This window comes from Amycolatopsis sp. lyj-84, from assembly GCF_046549075.1.
Classification (GTDB): domain Bacteria; phylum Actinomycetota; class Actinomycetes; order Mycobacteriales; family Pseudonocardiaceae; genus Amycolatopsis.
On the sequence record NZ_JAJPWO010000003.1, the window covers coordinates 558,725 to 578,390 of the forward strand.

The 19,666-nt window shown below is 68.8% G+C and carries 25 protein-coding genes; 12 read left to right on the top strand and 13 right to left on the bottom strand.

Annotated elements, in window-relative coordinates:
• Positions 1–9: 9 nt before the first annotated feature.
• The 3 genes from ACLJRM_RS12860 to ACLJRM_RS12870 form a co-directional block, all read right to left on the bottom strand.
• Positions 10–672 (bottom strand): response regulator, encoded by a 663-nt coding sequence (locus tag ACLJRM_RS12860; protein WP_101612382.1) that lies wholly within the window; start codon positions 670–672, stop codon positions 10–12.
• On the bottom strand, positions 669–1,820 hold the full coding sequence (locus tag ACLJRM_RS12865) for a sensor histidine kinase (RefSeq protein ID WP_101612383.1): 1,152 nt from the start codon (positions 1,818–1,820) through the stop codon (positions 669–671). Before ACLJRM_RS12865 ends, ACLJRM_RS12860 begins: the two co-directional genes overlap by 4 nt.
• A 632-nt stretch (positions 1,821–2,452) precedes the next feature.
• Positions 2,453–2,872 (bottom strand): MarR family winged helix-turn-helix transcriptional regulator, encoded by a 420-nt coding sequence (locus ACLJRM_RS12870; protein WP_101612384.1) that lies wholly within the window; start codon positions 2,870–2,872, stop codon positions 2,453–2,455.
• Positions 2,873–2,969: 97 nt separating this feature from the next.
• Here ACLJRM_RS12870 and ACLJRM_RS12875 point away from each other — a divergent pair, with 97 nt between their 5' ends.
• Positions 2,970–3,575, top strand: coding sequence for a flavodoxin family protein (locus tag ACLJRM_RS12875; protein ID WP_410663071.1), 606 nt, complete (start codon positions 2,970–2,972; stop codon positions 3,573–3,575).
• Here the strand turns inward: ACLJRM_RS12875 and ACLJRM_RS12880 are convergent.
• The gene (locus ACLJRM_RS12880; protein WP_410663072.1) at positions 3,534–4,301 is read right to left on the bottom strand and encodes an NAD(P)H-dependent oxidoreductase; all 768 of its coding nucleotides are present in this window, start codon (positions 4,299–4,301) and stop codon (positions 3,534–3,536) included. The genes ACLJRM_RS12875 and ACLJRM_RS12880 overlap by 42 nt on opposite strands.
• Positions 4,302–4,344: 43 nt before the next feature.
• On the opposite strand from ACLJRM_RS12880, the gene ACLJRM_RS12885 reads away from it, so the two are divergent.
• From ACLJRM_RS12885 to ACLJRM_RS12905, 5 genes are all read left to right on the top strand, one after another.
• Positions 4,345–5,355 (top strand): GlxA family transcriptional regulator, encoded by a 1,011-nt coding sequence (locus tag ACLJRM_RS12885; RefSeq protein ID WP_410663186.1) that lies wholly within the window; start codon positions 4,345–4,347, stop codon positions 5,353–5,355.
• Positions 5,356–5,415: 60 nt separating this feature from the next.
• Positions 5,416–6,114: a lysoplasmalogenase family protein gene (locus tag ACLJRM_RS12890; RefSeq protein ID WP_101612388.1), complete on the top strand. Its 699-nt coding sequence runs from the start codon at positions 5,416–5,418 to the stop codon at positions 6,112–6,114.
• 67 nt (positions 6,115–6,181) lie between these two features.
• The gene (locus tag ACLJRM_RS12895; RefSeq protein ID WP_101612389.1) at positions 6,182–6,499 is read left to right on the top strand and encodes an ArsR/SmtB family transcription factor; all 318 of its coding nucleotides are present in this window, start codon (positions 6,182–6,184) and stop codon (positions 6,497–6,499) included.
• Positions 6,496–6,930, top strand: coding sequence for an SRPBCC family protein (locus tag ACLJRM_RS12900; protein ID WP_101612390.1), 435 nt, complete (start codon positions 6,496–6,498; stop codon positions 6,928–6,930). The genes ACLJRM_RS12895 and ACLJRM_RS12900 overlap by 4 nt, the downstream gene beginning before the upstream one ends.
• 22 nt (positions 6,931–6,952) lie before the next feature.
• Entirely contained in the window at positions 6,953–8,716 is a 1,764-nt protein-coding gene (locus ACLJRM_RS12905; RefSeq protein WP_410663073.1) for a prolyl oligopeptidase family serine peptidase, read from the top strand.
• Positions 8,717–8,719: 3 nt separating this feature from the next.
• Here the strand turns inward: ACLJRM_RS12905 and ACLJRM_RS12910 are convergent, their stop codons facing one another.
• The 7 genes from ACLJRM_RS12910 to ACLJRM_RS12940 form a co-directional block, all read right to left on the bottom strand.
• Positions 8,720–9,148: a VOC family protein gene (locus ACLJRM_RS12910; RefSeq protein ID WP_101612392.1), complete on the bottom strand. Its 429-nt coding sequence runs from the start codon at positions 9,146–9,148 to the stop codon at positions 8,720–8,722.
• 42 nt (positions 9,149–9,190) lie between these two features.
• Positions 9,191–10,117, bottom strand: coding sequence for a sigma-70 family RNA polymerase sigma factor (locus tag ACLJRM_RS12915; protein ID WP_410663074.1), 927 nt, complete (start codon positions 10,115–10,117; stop codon positions 9,191–9,193).
• Between the two features lie 15 nt (positions 10,118–10,132).
• Positions 10,133–10,756: a LysE/ArgO family amino acid transporter gene (locus tag ACLJRM_RS12920; protein ID WP_410663075.1), complete on the bottom strand. Its 624-nt coding sequence runs from the start codon at positions 10,754–10,756 to the stop codon at positions 10,133–10,135.
• 235 nt (positions 10,757–10,991) lie between these two features.
• Positions 10,992–11,330 carry a thioredoxin gene (gene trxA / locus ACLJRM_RS12925; protein ID WP_410663076.1) on the bottom strand — a complete coding sequence of 113 codons (339 nt, stop codon included), beginning with the start codon at positions 11,328–11,330 and terminating at the stop codon, positions 10,992–10,994.
• Positions 11,331–11,726: a MerR family transcriptional regulator gene (locus ACLJRM_RS12930; RefSeq protein ID WP_101612396.1), complete on the bottom strand. Its 396-nt coding sequence runs from the start codon at positions 11,724–11,726 to the stop codon at positions 11,331–11,333.
• A 45-nt stretch (positions 11,727–11,771) separates the two neighbouring features.
• Positions 11,772–12,167, bottom strand: coding sequence for a nitroreductase/quinone reductase family protein (locus tag ACLJRM_RS12935; RefSeq protein WP_101612397.1), 396 nt, complete (start codon positions 12,165–12,167; stop codon positions 11,772–11,774).
• 28 nt (positions 12,168–12,195) lie between these two features.
• Positions 12,196–12,846, bottom strand: a complete 651-nt coding sequence (locus tag ACLJRM_RS12940; protein ID WP_410663077.1) for a class I SAM-dependent methyltransferase — start codon at positions 12,844–12,846, stop codon at positions 12,196–12,198.
• A 51-nt stretch (positions 12,847–12,897) separates the two neighbouring features.
• Here ACLJRM_RS12940 and ACLJRM_RS12945 point away from each other — a divergent pair, with 51 nt between their 5' ends.
• The gene (locus ACLJRM_RS12945; protein ID WP_410663078.1) at positions 12,898–13,728 is read left to right on the top strand and encodes an alpha/beta fold hydrolase; all 831 of its coding nucleotides are present in this window, start codon (positions 12,898–12,900) and stop codon (positions 13,726–13,728) included.
• A 273-nt stretch (positions 13,729–14,001) separates the two neighbouring features.
• On the opposite strand, the gene ACLJRM_RS12950 is transcribed toward ACLJRM_RS12945, so the two are convergent.
• Entirely contained in the window at positions 14,002–15,123 is a 1,122-nt protein-coding gene (locus ACLJRM_RS12950; RefSeq protein ID WP_410663079.1) for a C40 family peptidase, read from the bottom strand.
• Between the two features lie 80 nt (positions 15,124–15,203).
• On the opposite strand from ACLJRM_RS12950, the gene ACLJRM_RS12955 reads away from it, so the two are divergent.
• The 5 genes from ACLJRM_RS12955 (at position 15,204) to ACLJRM_RS12975 (ending at position 18,861) form a co-directional block, all read left to right on the top strand.
• The gene (locus ACLJRM_RS12955) at positions 15,204–16,028 is read left to right on the top strand and encodes a biotin--[acetyl-CoA-carboxylase] ligase (RefSeq protein WP_410663080.1); all 825 of its coding nucleotides are present in this window, start codon (positions 15,204–15,206) and stop codon (positions 16,026–16,028) included.
• Between the two features lie 98 nt (positions 16,029–16,126).
• The gene (locus tag ACLJRM_RS12960; protein ID WP_101612401.1) at positions 16,127–16,711 is read left to right on the top strand and encodes a PH domain-containing protein; all 585 of its coding nucleotides are present in this window, start codon (positions 16,127–16,129) and stop codon (positions 16,709–16,711) included.
• Positions 16,711–17,643: a hydroxymethylglutaryl-CoA lyase gene (locus ACLJRM_RS12965; protein ID WP_101612402.1), complete on the top strand. Its 933-nt coding sequence runs from the start codon at positions 16,711–16,713 to the stop codon at positions 17,641–17,643. The genes ACLJRM_RS12960 and ACLJRM_RS12965 overlap by 1 nt, the downstream gene beginning before the upstream one ends.
• 115 nt (positions 17,644–17,758) lie before the next feature.
• Entirely contained in the window at positions 17,759–18,589 is an 831-nt protein-coding gene (locus ACLJRM_RS12970) for a TNT domain-containing protein (protein ID WP_410663081.1), read from the top strand.
• Positions 18,586–18,861 carry a hypothetical protein gene (locus ACLJRM_RS12975; protein WP_101612404.1) on the top strand — a complete coding sequence of 92 codons (276 nt, stop codon included), beginning with the start codon at positions 18,586–18,588 and terminating at the stop codon, positions 18,859–18,861. The genes ACLJRM_RS12970 and ACLJRM_RS12975 overlap by 4 nt, the downstream gene beginning before the upstream one ends.
• A 3-nt stretch (positions 18,862–18,864) precedes the next feature.
• On the opposite strand, the gene hisN is transcribed toward ACLJRM_RS12975, so the two are convergent.
• Complete coding sequence (gene hisN / locus ACLJRM_RS12980; RefSeq protein ID WP_410663082.1) at positions 18,865–19,650, bottom strand: histidinol-phosphatase; 786 nt, start codon at positions 19,648–19,650, stop codon at positions 18,865–18,867.
• Positions 19,651–19,666: the final 16 nt, after the last annotated feature.

The following is a 19,666-nucleotide window of genomic DNA, read 5'->3' on the forward strand; positions in this document are numbered from 1 at the left end:
ACGTCCGGATCAGAGCGCGGCGCGCACCAGACCGGATTCGTAGGCCGCGATCACCAGCTGCGCGCGGTCCCTCGCCGCGAGTTTGTGCAGGAGACGGCCGATGTGCGTCTTCACCGTCGCCAGCCCGAGATGCAGCGTCCCGGCGATCTCGTCGTTCGACAGGCCGCGCGCGATCAGGCTCAGCACCTCCCGTTCGCGGGTGGTGATGCCGTCGAGCGACGGCGCGACGCGCTGGCCCGCCTCGGGCAGCCGGGCGAATTCGGCGATGAGCCTTCGCGTGATCGACGGGGCGAGCAGTCCTTCACCCGCCGCGACGACCCGGATCGCGGTCAGCAGCTCGGCGGGCGGAGTGTCCTTCAGCAGGAATCCGCTGGCGCCCGCGCGCAGCGCCGAATAGACGTAGGCGTCGAGATCGAACGTCGTCAGCATCAGCACGTGGACGCCTTCGGTGGCGGCCGACGCGCAGATCCGCCTCGTCGCTTCGATCCCGTCCAGCTCCGGCATGCGGACGTCCATCAGCACGACGTCCGGACGCTCCTTCTCGGCGAGTTCCGCCGCCTGGAGGCCGTTGCCCGCCTCGCCGACGACCTCGAGGTCCGGCGCGCTGTCGACGAGCACGCGGAAGCTGCCGCGCAGCAACGCCTGGTCGTCGGCGATCAGTACGCGGATCATCGCGTCCCCACTTCCTTGACGGCGTACGGCAGCCGCGCGAACACCCGGAATCCCCCGGCGGGAAGTGGTCCCGCCTCGAAGTCACCACCGTAGACCGCGACTCGCTCGCGCATGCCGATCAAGCCGTGCCCGCCCGTGGCAGAGGCCGAGCCTTCGCCGCGGCCGTCATCGACGATCTCGACGCTGACCTCACCGGGGCCTTCGGTGATGGTGACCCGGCAGACCGACGGTCCCGCGTGCTTCACGACGTTGGTCACCGCCTCCTGCGTGATGCGGTAGACCGAAAGCGCGACGCCCTCGGGGAGCTCGTCCACCACCTCGCCGGTCAGCTCGACGCGCACCCCGGCCTGCCCGGCGCGTTCGGCCAGGGTCCGCAGATCGGCGAGTTTCGGCGCGGGGCCGAGCGCGGCCTCAGGAGTGCCGTCACCGGAACGGAGGACGCCGAGCATCCGCCGGAGTTCGACGAGGGTTTCGCGGCTGGTGAGTTCGATGACCCGCAACGCTTCGCGCGCTTCCTCGGGCTGTTCCTCGGCGACGTGATTGCCCACCGCGGCTTTGACGGCGATCAGGCTCATGCTGTGGGCGACGACGTCGTGCATCTCGCGGGCGATCCGCAGGCGCTCGTCGGACACCGCCTGATCGGCGTGCGCCTCGGTGAGCAGGGCGAGATTCGCCTGCCGCTGGCGCGCCGTCCAGCCCAGCGCCCACGAACCCGCCACCCCGCCGCCCGCGAACGCGATCGACGCGAACGTGGAGGGCCCGAGCTGCACGACTTCGAGGACCGCGACGACGAGCAGGCCGAGGCCCAGGGCGATCAGCGAGCGGGCTCGCGGGTATTCCAGTGCCAGGGTGTACAGGGCGCACGCCATGGCCAGGATCGCGGCCGGGCCCAGCCCGTTGCCCGCGAGGACGGCCGGGGTCAGGCTGAGCAGGCCGAGGCCGTAGGCCGCCACGGGCCAGTGCCGTCGCACCACGATCGCGATCGCGCACGCGGCGACCGTCGCCCAGGCGAGCCACATCGGGATGGCGACGGTGAACGTCCACGTCTTCGCGGCGAGGTTCCCGCCGACGGACACCACCAGCACCAGCGCGACGATCACGTCGAGGACGTGCGGCACCCGGCCGGGGAGCGCGGACGGCTGTTTCATACGGCGAACCTAGCCGGGCGCGGGGCTTTCGCGCGTCCGTCCGGTGGAGGTCATCCCCAGGGTGGAGATCAGCTCTCGGGAGCGGTGGGGGCGGGTCGGCCGAGTGGCGATTCGGGGTTAGAGCCGAGGGTGTCTTAGGTACGTGCTGGATTCTGGGTGCGAGTGATCGCAAGTCCGTGAAGGCCTCCTTACCTACCCTGAAGGTAGTGAAGGAGGCCTTCACGGAGTCCGGGATGCCCAGAGGCTGTGTCGCGAAAGCCACTTTCGGGACATCAGACGTCGCGAAAGTGGCTTTCGCGACACCCGAACCGGCTGGTGTGGCCTCACGGTGGACTGGTCAGCGACGCCTCGGTCGGGAGGGGCGATTCGGCTTAGACCGGACCGGTGTCTGCCTACCTACACCTGACCAGCGCACGTGCGAAGTGGCAGCGGTGGCACGGTCGAGTGTGAAGGAATCGGGACGTTGAGTGTCCCAAATCTTCCCCGCTCGCCCACATCGGCAAACAGAACAAGCCCACCGAGACGACATCAGGATCCTGCGGGTAGGCAAATACGGGTCCACCAGAACCCGAATCGCCACTCACGACCGACTCCGCCACGTGAAGGAGTCCTTCAAGAACCCGCGGCGCCACTCACGAGACGCCGCGAAGCGCGGCGACGGCGTCCTTCAGCTCAGGGTCGGCTTCCGCCTTGTCGAGAGCGGCCGCCAGCACCTCCTGATAGGTCGGCTCGGTCTCGGCGTGCCGCTTCCTGCCTTCTTTGGTGATGCACGAATACACGCCGCGGCGGTCGGCCTCGCACGGGTCGCGCTCCGTCAGTCCGGCGTCTTCGAGGCGGACGACCATCCGGCTCACGGAACTCTGGTTGAGCCCGATCGCCTCGGCGAGTTCCTGCATGCGCAGGACACCCTTCCCGGTGGCGGCCAGCTTGCCGAGCGCGCGGAACTCGGAAAGACCGAGTCCGTGCCGTCGTTGCAATGCCTTCGCGAGTTCTTGCTCGATGCGCCCGTGCAGCGCGAGGACGCGGCCCCACGCCAGTTCATCGGCGGTCAAGGCGACCTCCCTAGTTTCCTTGACACCAGTTTACATGCAGTGACAGAATCTGCTTGCACATACATGTACTTTGAAATCACTTCGGAGGGGGATCGCCATGGCCGACGATCGAAGCTTTCTGTTCCTGGTCGGGAGTGCCCGTGCCGGTGGCAACACGGAGATCCTGGCGAGGCGGGCGGCCAAAGAGCTTCCTCGCGGCGTCGGGCAGCGGTGGATCCGGACGGCCGAGGTCCCGTTGACGCCGTTCGTCGACCGGAAGCACGACGGTGAGGACTTCGTGCCACCGGCCGGAAACGAGCGGTTGCTGCTCGACGCGACCTTCGCCGCCACGGATCTGGTGATCGCGTCGCCGGTCTACTGGTACAGCGTTTCGGCGTCGGTGAAGCTGTACTTCGACCACTGGGCGAGTTGGCTGGATCAGCCGGAACTGGAGTTCAAGGCGCGGATGCGCGGCAAGACCCTGTGGGGGGTGAGCGCGCTCGCCGAGCGCCCGGAGCAAGCGGAACCGTTGATCGGGACGTTGCGCAAAACCGCCGAATATCTCGGAATGCGGTGGGGTGGGCAGTTGCTCGGCAACGGAAGTCGTCCCGGTGACGTCCTGCTCGACGAAGGCGCGCTCAAGGCGGCCGAAACCTTCTTCGCCGATGCGGACCTCGTAGGTCTAGAGGAGGTGAACGCCGTTCCCGCTCCGGCCGGGAGCTAGCTCCGGACGGAGCACGAGGTGCTCGTCGTAGTCGCCGCCGTTCTGGGAGCGGAACGGGATCGGGTCGCGAGTGGACAGTGTGCGCAGCCGGCCGTGCAGGGCCGCGACGGCGTCGTCGTACTGCTTGGGGGAAACGCGGTCGGCGCCGCAGATCATCAGCGGGGGGAGGACGGACATTCCCGCGTACCACAGGGTTCCGTGCTGCAGCGGGAACAGCAGGTCGTCGATCTCACCGTTCACGCCGCGTGGTCCGACGGTGGCTTCCGGCGCGCCCGCGGTCAGCAGGACCATGGCGCGCTTCCCGGCCAGGGCTCCTTCGCCGTAGCGCGACGTCTTGCCGTCGGGGCGCCGCACACCGTAAGCGAAACCCTTGACGAACACGCGGTCGAACCAGCCCTTGAGGATCGCGGGCATCCCGTACCACCACAGGGGGAACTGGACGATCACGGTGTCCGCCCAGTCCAGCTTCTCGTGTTCCGCGCGGATGTCGTCGCTGAGTTCGCCGGTCTCGAAGGCGTGCTTCGACGTGGAGCCGACGATCAAGCGATCACTCGGTGCCGCTGAACCGAAGTCGTCGGCGTCGACGACGGCCTTCCACTTCATCGCGTACAGGTCGGATTCCCGGACGTTCGCCCCCTGGGCGCGGAGCGTGCGCAAGCCTTCGTCGCGCAGCGCGCCGCCGAGGGAGCGAGGTTCCGGATGGGCGAAGATCCACAACACGTTCATGTCCCCACCGTCCCTCGGCGCTCAGGTCGACGCGAGTGGCCCGATGGCCAACATGTGCAAGAATCGAGCCATGGGCTTTTTCGCGCATCCGGACCGCCATCGGGTCGCCGTGCTGGTCCGGCACGGAATGCTGGTGATGGAGCTGGGCATCGTCACCCGGCTATTCGGCACGGCCAAATCGGCCGACGGCGAGCGGCTCTACGAGGTCGTCACCTGCACGCCGGAGCCGGGGCAGATCCGGACCGACGCCGACATCACCATCTCCGTCCCGGTCGGACCCGAGGTGCTGGCCGAGGCCGACACCGTGGTCATCCCCGCGTCGTCCACCGAGTACGAGCCGACCGGGCAGGACCTCACCGAACCGCTCGCGCGGGCGCTGGAGCTGATCCGGCCGGACGCCAGGATCGCGTCGATCTGCACGGGTGCCTTCGTGCTCGCCGCCGCCGGCCTGCTCGACGGCCGGAAGGCGACCACGCACTGGCGTTCGGCGCTGGACTTCCAGGCGAAGTTCCCGAAGGTCGCCCTCGATCCCAACGTGCTCTACACCGACGACGGCAATGTGCTGACGGCGGCGGGCGTCGCGTCCGGGATCGACCTCTGCCTGCACATGATCCGCTGTGATCACGGTGCCGCGGTCGCGAACGAGGTCGCGCGCGGGACGGTCGTCTCGCCGCACCGGGAGGGCGGGCAGGCTCAGTTCATCCGCCGCCCGGTTCCGGAACCGCAGTCCTCGTCGACGGCGGCGGCGCGGACCTGGGCGCTGGAGAACCTCGGCAGGCCGCTGACGTTGCGCGAGCTCGCGGCGAAGGAGTCGATGAGCACGCGGACGTTCACGCGGCGTTTTCGGGACGAGGTCGGGATTTCGGCCTTGCAGTGGCTCACTCAGCAGCGGGTCGAGAGGGCACGTCAGCTGCTTGAGGAGACCGATCTGCCGGTGGACAAGGTCGCCACCGAGGCCGGGTTCGGCACCGCCGCTTCGCTGCGCCAGCACCTGCAGGCGGCGCTCGGTGTCTCGCCGAGCGCGTACCGGAACACCTTCCGCGAAGCCGTTTAAGAGACGTCGGTGAGCTGACCTCCTGGTAACTTACCCAGAAATAAGTTCCGGAGGTGGTTCGTGAAGGCCCTCAAGTTCGCCGAACGGGTGCTGTTCGGCGTCGCCGCGATCGGCACGGTGTACTCCGCCAGGACGGGCAACCGGCGGTTGCAACTGGTGACGAAACCGGCCGCGGTCCCCGTGCTCGCAGCTCGTGTCGCCCGCGCGCAAACGCTTGCACCAGGGGAGAAGGGCCTGCTCATCGCCGGTTTGGTCGCGGCCGGTGCGGGCGACCATTTCATGGGCCGGTCGCACGAGGATCGCGAACTGATCAAGGGCGCGACGTCGTTCGGCGTGATGCAGGTGCTGTACTCCGCGTTCTTGTGGCGTCGCGGTGCCCGTCCGCGTGCCGCGACCGCGTCGCCCCGGCTCGGAGCCTGGGCTGCGGCGGCTGTCGCGATGGCGCTGCCGAAGCCGTCTCCGGTGTCCTCGGTGCTTTCGGTCTACGGAGGGCTGTTGAGCACTACGTCGACCCTCGCGGCCGACCCGGCCTTGGCGCCGAAGGCCAAGGTCTCGGGTGGAATGGTGGTCCCGTCGGGCGACCGCCGGACCTGGATCGCCGCCGGCGCGCTGCTGTTCTCCGCGTCGGATCTGGCGATCCTGATCCGCCGCAACTTCGTCACCAGCGAGCGGGTGCGGGCGAACCTCGAGACCTTCGTGCTGACGTCGTACCTCGCCTCGCAGTGGCTGCTCGTCGAAGGCATGACCGCGGAGAAGTAGAAAGTTAAGCATTTACTTGACTATCGCTCGGCGTGGGCGGATAGTTAAGCATGTGCCTAACCAAAGGATGGATCAGGTGTTCAAGGCGCTTTCCGACGGGACGCGCCGCGAAATGATCGAGCGCCTCACCCGGGGACCTGCCTCGGTGGGGGAGCTCGCGCAGCCGTTGTCGATGTCGTTGCCCGCCGTGATGCAGCACCTCCAGGTGCTCGAAACCTGCGGGCTGGTCCGGACGGAGAAGGCGGGGCGAGTCCGCACCTGTCACCTCGAACCGGACGGCCTGCGCATGGCCGAAGACTGGCTCGGCGGGCAGCGCACCGGCTGGGAACACCGGCTCGATCGCCTTGGTGGCTTTCTGGACTCCGATGAAGGGAAACGGTCATGACCGTCAAACACGCCACTTTCACCCTCGAACGCGTCTACTCCGCTCCGCCCGAACGCGTTTTCGCCGCCTGGTCCGACCCTGCCGCGAAAGCGGGCTGGTTCACCGTGCCGGGCGGCGGCCACTCCTTGGACTTCCGCGTCGGCGGCCGAGAAGTCACCACCGGCCCGCCCGATGACGAGAAACGGATGGCCTTCACGTCGAATTATGCGGACATCGCCGAAAACGAGCGGATCGTCTACGCGTCGACGCTCTCCGCGAACGACGTCCCGGCGACCGTGTCCGTCACGACGATCTTGTTCGAAGCCGAGGCGGGCGGCACCCGGCTGACGCTGATCGAACAGGGCACCTTCCTCGACGGTCACGAAGAACCGAGCTGGCGGGAGCAGGGAACGGGCGACTGGCTCGATGAACTGGGCAAAGCGTTGGCGTAGCAATTTCCGGCAGGATGGGGACATGCTGACCGCTGAGCTGATCGTCGACAGCCGTTTCCCGTCGGTACCCGCGCTCTCCTCCGACGGGAAATGGGTCGCCTACCAGGTTTCGACCATCACGAAAGGTGTCCCCGAGATCTGGCTCGCCGCTGTGGACGGCAGCGAAAAGCCGCGGAAGCTGGCCGAAGGGTCCTCGCCCCAGTGGTCCGCGGACGCCCTCTACTTCGTTCGGGACGGCCGTGTCTGTTCGGGGGACGAGGAACTGTTCGCCTGGCAGAGCGAGATCACCGGGTTCGTTCCGATGCACGACAGGATCGTATTCATCGCCGAGGACGAGACGCCCGCGCCGGCCATCTGGGTCTGGAGTGAGAGCCTTCGCCCGGCGCGGCTGCGGAGTTTCGACCCGCGGACCGGCGAGATCGCAACGCTGGTCGAAGACCACGTCGTCGCCGTCGCCCGCCGCCCGGACCACAAGGCGCTCGCCGTCGTCACCTGGCCGACGCCGGAGGCCGATCCGGGTGGTCTCGAACCCCGGCTTTCCGTGCTGGACCTGGAAACCGGTGAGCGGCACGATCTCGGCCGGGTCGCGGTCGAAGCCACCGGCCCCGTTTGGTGGCGGGACGAGGACGGCTGGCACATCGCGTATCTCGGGAATCCGGAACCGGTGGGTGGCCGGGCGGTCTTCGACGTTTCCGTGGAAACAGGGGAACAGCGGAACCTGACCGGGGAATCGACCTGCCCGGTCGAGCTCGCGCAGGTCAATTCCGGTGCTCCTCTGGTGCTCGTCGCCGACGGGCTCGACACGGCCCTCCATCGGCTCGGGTCCGGCGAAGTGTCGTTCTGGCGTGGGCAAGCTGACGCGCTGGCCTCGAACGGCGAGATCGTGGTGACCGTGCTGAGCACCGCGCACCGGCCGAAAGATGTCTATTGTGGACCGGTGGGCGGGGCGTCGACGCGGGTCAGCGACACGGCGCCGGAGTTCGCCGGGATTTCGTGGGGCTCCCAGGAACGGTTGTCCTACAAGGCGTCCGATGGCCTCGCGTTGGACGGCCTGCTCGTTCTGCCGCCGGGAAAGACTCGGGCCGACGGGCCTTTCTCGCTGGTCACGCGGGTTCACGGCGGACCTTACGACCGGCACGCGGACCGCTTCATGCTCGGCTGGTTCCCGTCCGCGCAGTGGCTGGCCCTGGCAGGGCACGCCGTCTTCCTGCCGAATCCCCGTGGGGGACAAGGCCATGGGCATGAATTCGCGGCCTCCGTCGCCGGACGGGTCGGCCTGGAGGAATGGGGCGATATCGAGACCGGGATCGATCTCCTCATCGCCGAAGGAGTGGCCGATCCGGAGCGGCTCGGGATCGTGGGCGGGAGCCACGGCGGATACATGACGGCCTGGGCCGTCGGGCAGACCCGCCGGTTCAAGGCGGCGCTGATGGTCGCCGGGATCTGTGACTGGAGCATGCTCGCCGCGACCGGTGAACTCGGTCCGCTGATGGAAGCCGCGCACAGCGGGAGTATCGGCTGGGAAGGGACGGGCCCGCACCGGCACGATCAGCTCAGCCCGATCTCCTTCGCGTCGAAGGTCGAGACCCCCGTCCTGATCGTGCACGGTGCGGAAGACACGAACGTCCCGTTGTCCCAGGCGGAATTCTTCCACCGCGCGCTACGCCACTTCGGCGTCGAACACGACCTCGTCGTGTATCCCGGCGAAGGGCATTCGCTCCGCGGGCGGGAACACCAGGTGGACCTGCTCCGCCGGTCTCGCGAGTGGTTCGCGCGCCTGCTCTAGCTTTCAGCCGTTCTGCGGCTGTCCGGGGATGTGCGTGCCGAAGGTCCACTCGTACCCTTCGAGGTCGTCGACCCGGCAGCGGTAGTTGCCCCATTCGGTGTTCGCCGGTTCCCAGACCTGCGTCGCTCCGGCTTCGACGGCGGAGGCGAAGACGGCGTCCACGGCCTCTTGCGTCGCAAGGCTGACGTAGAGGCCGTGGCCGACCGTCTCACCCTTGCGGGTCGCATGGTCGTAGTCCTCCTCCGCGCTGAACACGATGATGGAGGCTCCGCCGAGCCGCAGTTCGGAATGCAGGATCAGACCCTTGTCGTCGGGGAACTCCATGAGGGTCTCGAAGCCGAAGGCGCTTTCGAGCCAGCGAAGCGCCTTCGGAGCGTCGCGGTAGGCGAGGTAGGAGTGGAGGGAAGCGGGGCGTGCCGTGGTTTCGGTCATGGGCAGAGCTTGGCAACCAATGCGGACACCTGCGGTCCTCGATCAGGGAATCTTGCCCGGCAATCCGAACCGGGTCAGATCAGCTGTCAGGAACGACACGACTTCGGCGATCTTCGCGCCGTTCAGCACGACCAGGTCGAGCCCGCCGGGGACGAAGGCGTTCTCCCTTTCGTCCCACAGGTACGTGCCGAACGCGAGCTGCCCGTTCGCGCGCGCCGGGAGGAGCCGCCACTCCCTGGTCAGCGGGCCGTCGAGCAGGAACGCGCGGATGGCGTCGGGGCCCTGATACCACTCGGGCAGCGGCGGCATGCTGTACCTGGCGTCCTCGGTGAGCATCGCGACGATGGCGTCGACGTCCCGGTTTTCCCAAGCCGCGACGTATTTGCCCGCCACTTCCCGGAAGTCGCCGATCGGCCCGGGCTCTCCGTGAAGCCGCACGACCTTGCGGGCGCGCTGCAGGGCGCTGTTGACCGAGGCCACCGTGGTCTCCAGCTGATCGGCGACCTCCTGCGCCGAAAACTGCAGCACCTCACGAAGCACGAGCACCGCCCGTTGCACCGCCGAAAGACGCTGCAACGCCGCGACGAAGGCCAGCTCGATGTTCTCCCGGATCAGGAACCCGGCTTCGGGCCCCTGATCCGGATACGGTTCGAGCCAGAGGCGTTCGGTTTCCGGCGCGTCCGGGCCCAGATCGGCGGGCAGCTCGCGGCGTCCCCGCCGCTCGATCGCCGTCAGGCAGCGGTTCGTGGCGATCTTGTACAGCCACGGCCGGATCGACCCGCGACCGTCGAAGCGATCGAGACTCTTCCAGGCCCGGACGAGGGTTTCCTGCAGCGCGTCGTCCGCGTCGTGCACCGAACCGAGCATGCGGTAACAGTGCGCGTGCAACTCGCCGCGAAACGGGGCGACCAGCCGCCCGAAAGCGGCCGAGTCACCCGCCTGCGCCGTTTCGAGCAGTGTCTCCGCCATCCGTCGCCTCCAGGCTCACCAGAGTAGGCGGATTCCGAGGACGGTGATCAGCGCGCTGGACGCGAGCGCGGTGACCAGCCGTCCACGACGTCCGGTCAGCGCCTTGCCGAGTACCGCGCCGCCGCCCGCGAGGAACAGTTGCCAGCTCGCCGAAGCCACGAACGCGGCGAGCACGAACACCACGTGTTCCGCCCCGGTCGCCGCGGCCATGTCCTCGCTGCCGAGCACGAGCGCCGCGAAATAGACCACCGTGGTCGGGTTCAGCAGCGTGATCCCGAGCAGGCTCACGTAGGCCTTCAAGGGCCCTATCGCGACAGGCTGCGTCACGTCGGCCTTCGCGGAGTCGCGGAAGTTCCGGACCCCGGTGAATCCGATGTGGACGGCCAGCCCGAGCAGCACCACCACCGAAACCCACCGCAGTGGCCCGGCGATCGGCTGGATGACCGGGATGAGCTTGCTGCCGCCGAGGACCGCGACCAGGGCGTAAAGGCCGTCGGCCGTGGCGACGCCCAGCGCGGCGTATGCGCCGATCTTGAGCCCTGAGCGCGCCGTCAGCACCACCAGATAGGTCGCGACCGCGCCCACCGGAATGGCGATGCCAAAGCCGGCGAGCAGACCCGCGACGAGCGCGGTGCTCACGGTCGGACTGGTGTCGGCCTCCGGCAGGCCCCGGCCTGCTGCTGCACCCGCACCCGTCGGAGGACGGAGGGCGTCGGCAGGAAGGCGAGGGTCGAAGTCATGTGCAGAAGGATGCGAACGGACGGCCTCGCGCGCAACACAATTAACGGGACCGAGGCCGGGCGGGTCGTGAGTGGCGATTCGGGCTAGAACCCGAATCGCCACTCACGACCAACCTGCCCCACGCGGCCCGCGCTCAGACGCCGGTCGTCTGCAGAACGGCGTCCAGGTCCGCCAGCAGCCGGGCTTTCGGCTTGGCGCCGACGGTCGTCCACACCGGACTCCCGTCACGGAAGAGAATCAGTGTCGGCAAGGACATGACCTGATAATCCCTTGCCGTCAAAGGGTTTTCGTCGGAATTCAGCTTACGGATGATCAGCGCGTCGGCGCGCTCCTCGGCGATCTCGGCGAGCACCGGCGCGATCATGTGGCAAGGCGGGCACCATTGCGCCCAGAAGTCCACCAAGACGGGCTTGTCCTGCTCCAGGACGAGTTCTCGGAAGGTCTCATCGGTGACGACAGAAAGGGATGACATTCAGGTCTCCTCGGTTTCCCGGCTGACGACACACGGACCCGGCGGCGTTTTCAACGCACCCGCCAGCTTGGCCAGCAGGCTGTCCCGCGCTTCGTTCAACCTGGCCAGACAGGCGTCCACCTCGGCGAGTTTGCGTTGGTAGACCTCGATCGAATCGGCGCACGAGTCGCCGGTCTCGTGACCCGCGCGCAAGCACTCGACGAACGGCCTGGTGTCCTCGAGGCTGAGCCCGACCGCTTGCAGGGTCAGGATCTCGTTGACCAGCCGGTAATCGTCCTCGTCGTACTCCCGGTATCCGTTCGACGCGCGCCGTGCGTCGAGAAGCCCTTGTGACTCATAGAAACGCAGCGCGCGCGTGGTGGTTCCGGTACGCGCGGCGAGTTCGCCGATCCGCATGGTTCCGAGCGTAAACCTTGACCTTGGCGTCAAGGCAAAATCCGCTCAGCCGTCGAGATCGACCCGGATGGTGAGGAGGTCCGTGCCGATCGCCTGTACGGCGGCGCTGTTGAACCTGGGCAGGGCCTTCAGCCGGGCGCGGGGGTCGTCGTCCGGGAGCAGATGTGCCGTGCCGGTGTGCCACTGGCCCTTGAGCCGGACCCGGACGCGCGGATCGGCCTGGATGTTGCGGACGTACTGCGACTTCTCGCCGAACTCCGAGACGATCCAGAACTCGCGGCCCACCCGGCGGCCACCGATCGGCGTCTGCCGGGGGACCCCGGACTTGCGTCCGGTGGTCTCGAGGATCGGCTGATTCGGCAGCCGGACGAGGAGCGGGTTACCCACGTGGCGCTGGAAGGTCGTGGCCACCCGGTGCTTGATTTCGTGAAAGCGCGACATGTGGCTCCTGAAGCTCGAAGAGGGAGGTCTAGGTCAAGGTTGACCGACGCACCAGCAGCGTGCACCGCTCGCTGGGGTGCTCGGAGCCGGGGTGCGGCGCGCGATCGAGGCGGGCGACGAGGTCGAAACCCGCGGCGCGCGACGCCGAGATCTCGGCGTCCGGGTCGAGGAACCGGAAATCCAGGTCGACGTCGCGACCCCACCAGGTGCCGAGGGTCTTCACCCCACCGTCGGGGAAGTCGGGATCGCTGACATGGAAGGAGAGCAGGGCGTACGCGCCGGGCCGCAGGACCCGGGCGAACTCGCGGTAGGCCGCCGCCCGCTGGTCGTCGTCGAGATGGATGGTCGCGTAGAGGCAGACAAGCCCGTCCAACGCTGCTGCTCGCAGGGGCAACGCCGTCATGTCCGCGGCACACGCCGGTAGCGAGGTGCGGCGTCGGACGGCCGCGCACATCGCGGTCGAGAGATCCAGGCCGATGACGCGCGAGCCTCGAGAGGCCAGATGGGCGGCGACCTGTCCCGGGCCGCAGCCGATGTCCGCGACCGTTCCTTCGCGAACGAGTTCGGCGAAGGCGTCGAGCAAGGCGCGATCCAGGGGTTTGTGCCGGAGTTCGTCGCTCAGTTCCTCGGCGTACCTGTCGGCCACGAGGTCGTAGCTCCGGCGCGTCCGGTCGGTCATGGTCGCCGACGGTACAGCGGATTTGTCGTTCCCCGTCAGTACGCTCGGCACATGGTGAACGAGTCCGACGTGGACCTGGGGGACGGGACCACGCTGCACACGTACGACACGGGCGGAACCGGTCCGGTGGTCTTCTGGCATCACGGGACCCCGAACATCGGTGCTCCGCCGTCACCGCTATTCCCCGCCGCCGAACGACTCGGCGTGAGGTGGGTGTCGTACGACCGGCCCGGCTATGGCGGCTCGACACCGAGGCGGGGAAGGAACGTCGCCTCGGCGGCGGCCGATGTCGCGACGATCGCCGACGCCCTGAACATCGAGCGGTTCGGGGTCTTCGGCCATTCCGGTGGTGGCCCGCACGCGCTCGCCTGCGCGGCCCTGCTGCCGGAACGCGTTTCGGCGGTGGTCGGTGTCGCGAGCATGGCTCCGTACGGCGGCGACGGTCTGGACTGGTTCGCGGGAATGAGCTCGGCGGGAGTCGGCTCTCTGACGGCGGCCTTGGCCGGGCGAGCGGAGAAGGAGAACTACGAGGCAACGGCCGAGTACGACGCCGAGATGTTCACCGCGTCGGATCACGCGGCCTTGTCAGGCGACTGGAAGTGGCTCCTCGACGTCGTCGGCCCCGCGGTCGAGGGCGGGCCGGGCGGGCTGATCGACGACGACCTCGCGTACGTCGCGCCGTGGGGGTTCCGGCCGTCCGACGTCGAGGCCCCTGTGCTGCTGCTGCACGGTGGCGAGGATCGGATCGCGCCTCTCGGGCACGGGGAGTGGCTCGCCCGGCAGATCGCCACGGCCGAGGCACGCACGTTTCCCGAGGACGGGCACATCTCGGTCCTCCGCCACGGGGAAGCCGCGCTCGAGTGGCTGGCCGAACGCTTGTGACCTGCGGGGCTCGTGAGTGGTGAGGACGGTTCTGGTGGTCCCGTATTTGCCTGCCCACTGGCTCCTGATGTCGTCTCGGTGAGCTTGTGCTGGAGTGTCCGGGCTTGATCAACGGAGGTTTGGGGACGTTGAGTGTCCCCGATCTTCCGTTGATCAAGCTTCGAGGCCGGAACACTCCTCGACGATGAAGGATTTGGGACACTCAACGTCCCGATTCCTTCACGCTCGACCGTGCCGCCGCCCGCTCTAACCGTCCTTGCCACTCACGAGGCGCTAGGCCGAGGGCCGTCCGGCGCCGGTGTAGTCGTCGCCCTTCGAGTGATACGTGTGGATCTGGATGGCCTGGCCCTCGGTGGGCGCGTTGATCATCAGGCCGTTTCCGAGGTAGAGCCCGACGTGATGGATCCGCGTCGCCGGGTTCCCGTAGAACACGAGATCGCCGAGCTTCGGTTCCTGACCGCCGGGGACCTGCGGCAGCGCCCGGAACTGGCTGTCCGCGGTCCGCGGCAGCCCGACTCCGGCTTCGTCGTAGGACGCCTTCGTCAGCCCGGAGCAGTCGAAGCCCGCCGCGCCCGCTTCCGGCCCGTTGCCACCCCACACGTACGGGAGGCCCAGCTGGCCGAGGGCGAACCGGGTCGCCTTCACGGCGGGGCTGGAGCCTCGCGCCGGGTCGAGGGACAGGGTCGCGTAGAGCTGGGCGTTGCCGAGAACGCGCTGGCGGAACAGTTCGGCCTCGTTGCCCTTGCCGCCCTGGTAGCCGGCGATCGCCTTCCACCAGCCGTTGCCGCCGCCGAGGTCGGCTCCGGAGGCGCACAGCGCGCGGCCGGCGGCGACCGAGGCGGAGTCGGGGTCGGCGAGCGCGGGCTTCGCGATGCCGGGGATCGACGAGCCGTGCTTCTTCCACTGCTGTGCCGACAGGCCGAGGGGGTTTTCGCCGCCGCGTCCGTGATTCGAACTCGCGGCGCCGACCCCGGCCAGCGTGACCCAGGACAGGTGACAGTTCGGCTGCTCGCCGCGCAGCGCCAGCTCGCCGTTCGCGTAGCCGATCAGCGATTTCGCCGGGATGTCGAGCGGTCCCGCGAGTTTGGCGGCCCACTCTTCGAGCGGCCGGGCGCCCTTCGGCGTCTCCTGGGCCTTGACCGGTGCGCTGACTTCGAGGACCGACGGACCCGCGCCGCCGCCGACGGTGGCCGGGTCCCGGTTGGCGGCGGGGACGGGAACCTGCCCGATCCCGTCGGCGGGCGCCGGATCGTTGCCGCCCGCGAGCAGCCAGCCCGCCGTCGCGAGCCCCGCGACCAGCGGGAGGGCGACCAGGCTTCGCATCGCCACACCGCGCGCCCAGGACTTCTTCGGGCTGGCGGGGGACGCGCTCGGGGCGGACTCGGGCTCGGTCACGCCGTCCAGGTTATTGGAGACCACCTCTGCGTAACGAGCGAACGCCTTGCACGTTAGGGGGACTCTCATATTCTGGACGAATGAGTGAGACGGGAGCGCTCGACGCCGAGCGTCTGAGTGCCGCGCTGTCCGGCCGGTACGCCGCGATCCAGGTCGTGGCGAGCACCGGGTCCACCAACGCCGACCTGCGGGAAGCCGCCACGAAGGGGGCTGAAGACCGCACCGTGCTGATCGCCGAAGAGCAGACGGCCGGTGTCGGCCGCCGCGCCCGGCAGTGGTCTTCGCCGAAGGGATCAGGCCTCTACGTCAGCGTGCTGCTGCGTCCGCGCGAAGTTCCGTTCGCCAATTTGGGTTCACTTTCCGTGGTCGCGGGCCTCGCTGTCCGGGAGGTCGCCGCGAGCCTGGGCGTCGACGCCGTCCTCAAGTGGCCGAACGACGTCCTGGCCGGACCGGACCGCGCCAAATGCGCGGGCATCCTGGCGGAGGCCGCCGCCGGTGAAGAGACCACCGTGGTCCTCGGCATCGGCCTGAACGTGCTGCCGCTCGGCGAGAACGTCCCGGCCGGGCCAGGCGGCCTGCCTGCGACTTCCCTGGCCGAGCAGGGGGCGGACGAGACCGATCGCGCCGAGATCGCCACGCGGCTGCTCACCGGTTTCGACGACCTCGAACGCCGCTGGCGGCTCGCCGGCGGGTCGCTGGCCGAGGCGGGACTGCTCGGGGACTACCGGCGGCATTGCGCCACGCTGGGGCAGGACGTCGAGGTCCAGTTGCCCGACGGTTCGGCGCTGACCGGCCGGGCCGCCGACATCGATCCCGCCGGCCAGCTCCAGGTCGACGTTCCCGGTGGTGAGCGGTACACGGTGTTCGCCGGAGACGTCGTCCACGTACGGCCCGCCGCGTCCTGATCGGGTGTGCCGCGAATTGCGGCGTCTCCTCTTCCGCCGGGACCGTTCGCCGGTACGGTGAGCTCACCAGCGCCGAACACACTTTGGGAGCGTCCGTCGTGGCCTATCCGGACGATTTGCTCAGCGAAAACGAGCACGTCGTGGTGCACAGTCACCCGCATTTCAAGATGCTGATCTTCCCCTTCCTCGCGCTGATCGTCACCCTCGGCGTGGGCATCTGGCTGGGCATCCTGGCGAAGGACGCCACGGCCCCGTGGGACCTGATCTCGCTGATCGCGGTCGCCGCGATCGGTCTCGGGCTCGTCGTCTGGCTCTTCCTGGCGCCGTTCGTCCGCTGGCGCACGACGCACTTCATCGTGACCACGGACAGGCTGATCGCCCGTGAGGGCGTGCTCAAGCGGACCGGGATCGACATCCCGCTGTCGCGGATCAACAGCGTGCAGTTCGAGCACGGGCTGCTGGACCGCGTGTTCGGCTGCGGCACGCTGGTGATCGAGTCCGCTTCGGACGAACCGCTGAAGTTCGACGACATCCCCAAGGTCGAGCGCGTGCACACGGTCATCTACCGCGAAGTCAACGACAACCCGTACGACGACTTCGCGCCGCCCGCCGCGGGCGGACCGCAGCAGACCGAACCCCTGCCGCCGCAGGGACCCCCGCCGCGCGGAAACCGGCGCCGTTGATGGGCACGCGAGAGCTGGGGCTGCCCGATCGCGTCCCGTCCGCCGCCGCGTTGCCGGAGCGCGTCACGATCTGGGAGGTCGGCCCCCGGGACGGCCTGCAGAACGAGAAGTCGATCGTTCCGGTCGGGGTGAAGCTCGAGTTCCTGGACAGGCTCGCCGATGCCGGGCTGACCACGCTCGAAGCGACCAGTTTCGTGAGCCCGAAATGGGTTCCGCAGCTGGCCGACGCCGAGCAGCTCCTCGCCGGGCTCGACAAGCGCGAAGGCGTCCGGTACCCGGTGCTCGTCCCGAACGAGCGCGGGCTGGACAGGGCCCTGGAGGCCGGGGTTTCGCATATCGCGATCTTCGCCAGCGCCACCGAGACCTTCGCCAAGAAGAACCTCAATTCGACGGTGGACGACCAGTTCGCGATGTTCGAGCCGGTCGTCACCCGGGCACGGGCCGAAGGTCTCGACGTCCGCGGATACGTGTCGATGTGCTTCGGCGACCCTTGGGAGGGCGCCGTTCCGGCCTCGCAGGTCGCCGGGGTCGGCAAGCGGCTGCTGGACCTGGGCTGTTCGCAGCTCTCGCTCGGCGACACCATCGGCGTCGCCACCGCGGGGCAGGTCGAGGCGCTGATCGGGCAGTTCCCCGACGTCGGCACCCTGGCCGTCCATTTCCATGACACGTACGGCCAGGCGCTCGCGAACACGCTGGCCGCGCTCCGCTGTGGTGTGTCCACTGTGGACTCTTCCGCCGGTGGGCTGGGTGGCTGCCCGTACGCCGAATCGGCCACCGGGAACCTCGCGACCGAAGATCTGGTCTGGATGCTCGACGGTCTCGGCGTCGAAACCGGTGTCGATCTCGACGCGCTGGTCTCGACGAGCAAGTGGATGGCCGGGAAGCTCGGCAGGCCGAGTCCGTCCCGGGTGGTCAACGCGCTCGCGGGCTGAGAGCCGCGCTTTCGGGTATCCGCCGACGAGAACGCCGGTCGGCGCTAAGGTCTTAGCGCGTCCTGTCCGCTGCCTCCCCCTTCACCGGTGGGACCGATTCCTTGGGGGAGGTGCGGTGACCGATCCGAGCGAGGCCGGGACGGGCCCGATCCGGCTGCCCGTCCACTACGGCGCGGCCGACGCACCGACGCCTCCTCATGGCGCTCGCGCCCCGTACGCGCCTTCGCCGTGGCCGCCCGCGGTGGCGCCGTTGCGAGTCCCCTTCCCGCCACAGCCCGTCGCTCCGCCGCCCATGGGTGCCCTGCGGACCGAGCGGGAGAGCGTGATCGCGCTGTTCCTCGTGCACATGTTCCCCATCGGGCATCTCCCGGTCGCGATGGGGAAACCCGCGCGCCAGCTGCCGCTTCCCGGCGGCGGTTCCGGGCCGCACGACCACCCCGAGGCTGGCGTGCTGGACGATCAGGACGCGTTGTCGCACGTCAGCAGCGGTTTCCGGCGATCGCCGACGCCCCCGTCCGTGGTTCCCCCGCCGGAACTGACCCGGGGGCACGACCCTTGGGGCGGAGAGTCCCCAGAGGACTGGCGAGAGCGCTTCGTGGGCGAAACGAGCTATCTGTGGCCGCCCGGCGCGCTCTTTCCCGAGGGGGGGATCGACCCGGCGACACCGGTGATGCTCGAAGCGGGCACCCATCTCGACCGCTTCGGGGATCCGCACGGCCGGGTGTTCGCCGAGGACGCGACCCTGTATTCGATGCGCTCGTTGCCGCCGGACCAGGCCGCCGCGTACCGACGCTACCGGGTCGTCCGGTCGTTGCCGGTCTGGCGTTCGGTGACCGCCGAATGGTTCGGCCAGCCCGGTGGCGGAGTACGTTTCCGCGCGGTGCTGGGCGCCGATGAACTCGTCACGCTGGGCTTCCTGGCGGACGTCACGGGGGAGGTTCGGTGAACACGGGGACGATCCTGCGGTGGCTGGCGGCGCTGGGCGTGCCGCCCGAGGTGGTCTCGGTCGGCGCGGAGGCGGACAACGCCTGGTGCCTCATGCGCACCGAGGAGGAAGACGCCGAGCCCGCCTGGGAAGTGTTCTGGCGTGAGCAGGGCAACCGGTACGACTGGGCACGGTTCACCAGCGAACAGGTCGCCTGCCACTACCTCTTCGGGCGGCTCGCCTGGTCGCAGGTCGCCCGCGGCGCCGTCGGTCTTCTCCCCGGCGCGCAGTGAGCTTCAGCGCCGCAGGATGGCCAAGACTTCGTCGTGGAGCAGGCCGTTCGTCGACAGGGCCGAGCCGTTGTCGTAGCGCGCTTCCCCGTTCAGGTCGCTGAAACGGCCACCGGCTTCGGTGATCAGCACCTGGGCGGCGGCGACGTCCCACGGGTTCACGATGCATTCCGCGACGATGTCGAGCGCACCCTCGGCCACCAGGCAGTGCTGCCAGAAATCGCCGAAAGCGCGGCTTTCCCAGCAGGCGTCGACGAGGTCGATGTACTTCTCCCGCGAGTGGTACTTCACCCACGAGTTCAGGTCCGTTGTGGACAGATACGCGTCTTCGAGCGAAGCGACCTTCGACACCGCAAGGCGGCGTTCGCCCGCCGAGTCGCTCATCCAGGCGCCGTCCCCGGTGGCCGCCCACCAGCGGCGGCCGAGCAGCGGCGCGCTGATCAGGCCCACCACGGGGGTGCCGTCTTCGACCAGCGCGATCAGCGTCGCCCAGACCGGGACACCGCGCAGGAAGTTCTTGGTCCCGTCGATCGGGTCGAGCACCCAGGCCCGGCCGGTCGCGGCCGAACCGCCGCGCTCTTCGCCGAGTACCTCGTCGTCCGGGCGTTCTGTGGCGAGGATCGCACGGATCGTGTCTTCGACGGCGGTGTCGGCGTCGGTGACCGGAGTCCGGTCCGGTTTGCGTTCCACGGCCAGGTCCAGCGCGCGGAACCGGGAGGTGGTGATGGCGTCGGCGGCGTCGGCCAGCCGGGTGGCGAGTTCCAGATCATTCTCGTAGCCAGGCACGGTCACGATGCTTTCACGCCCG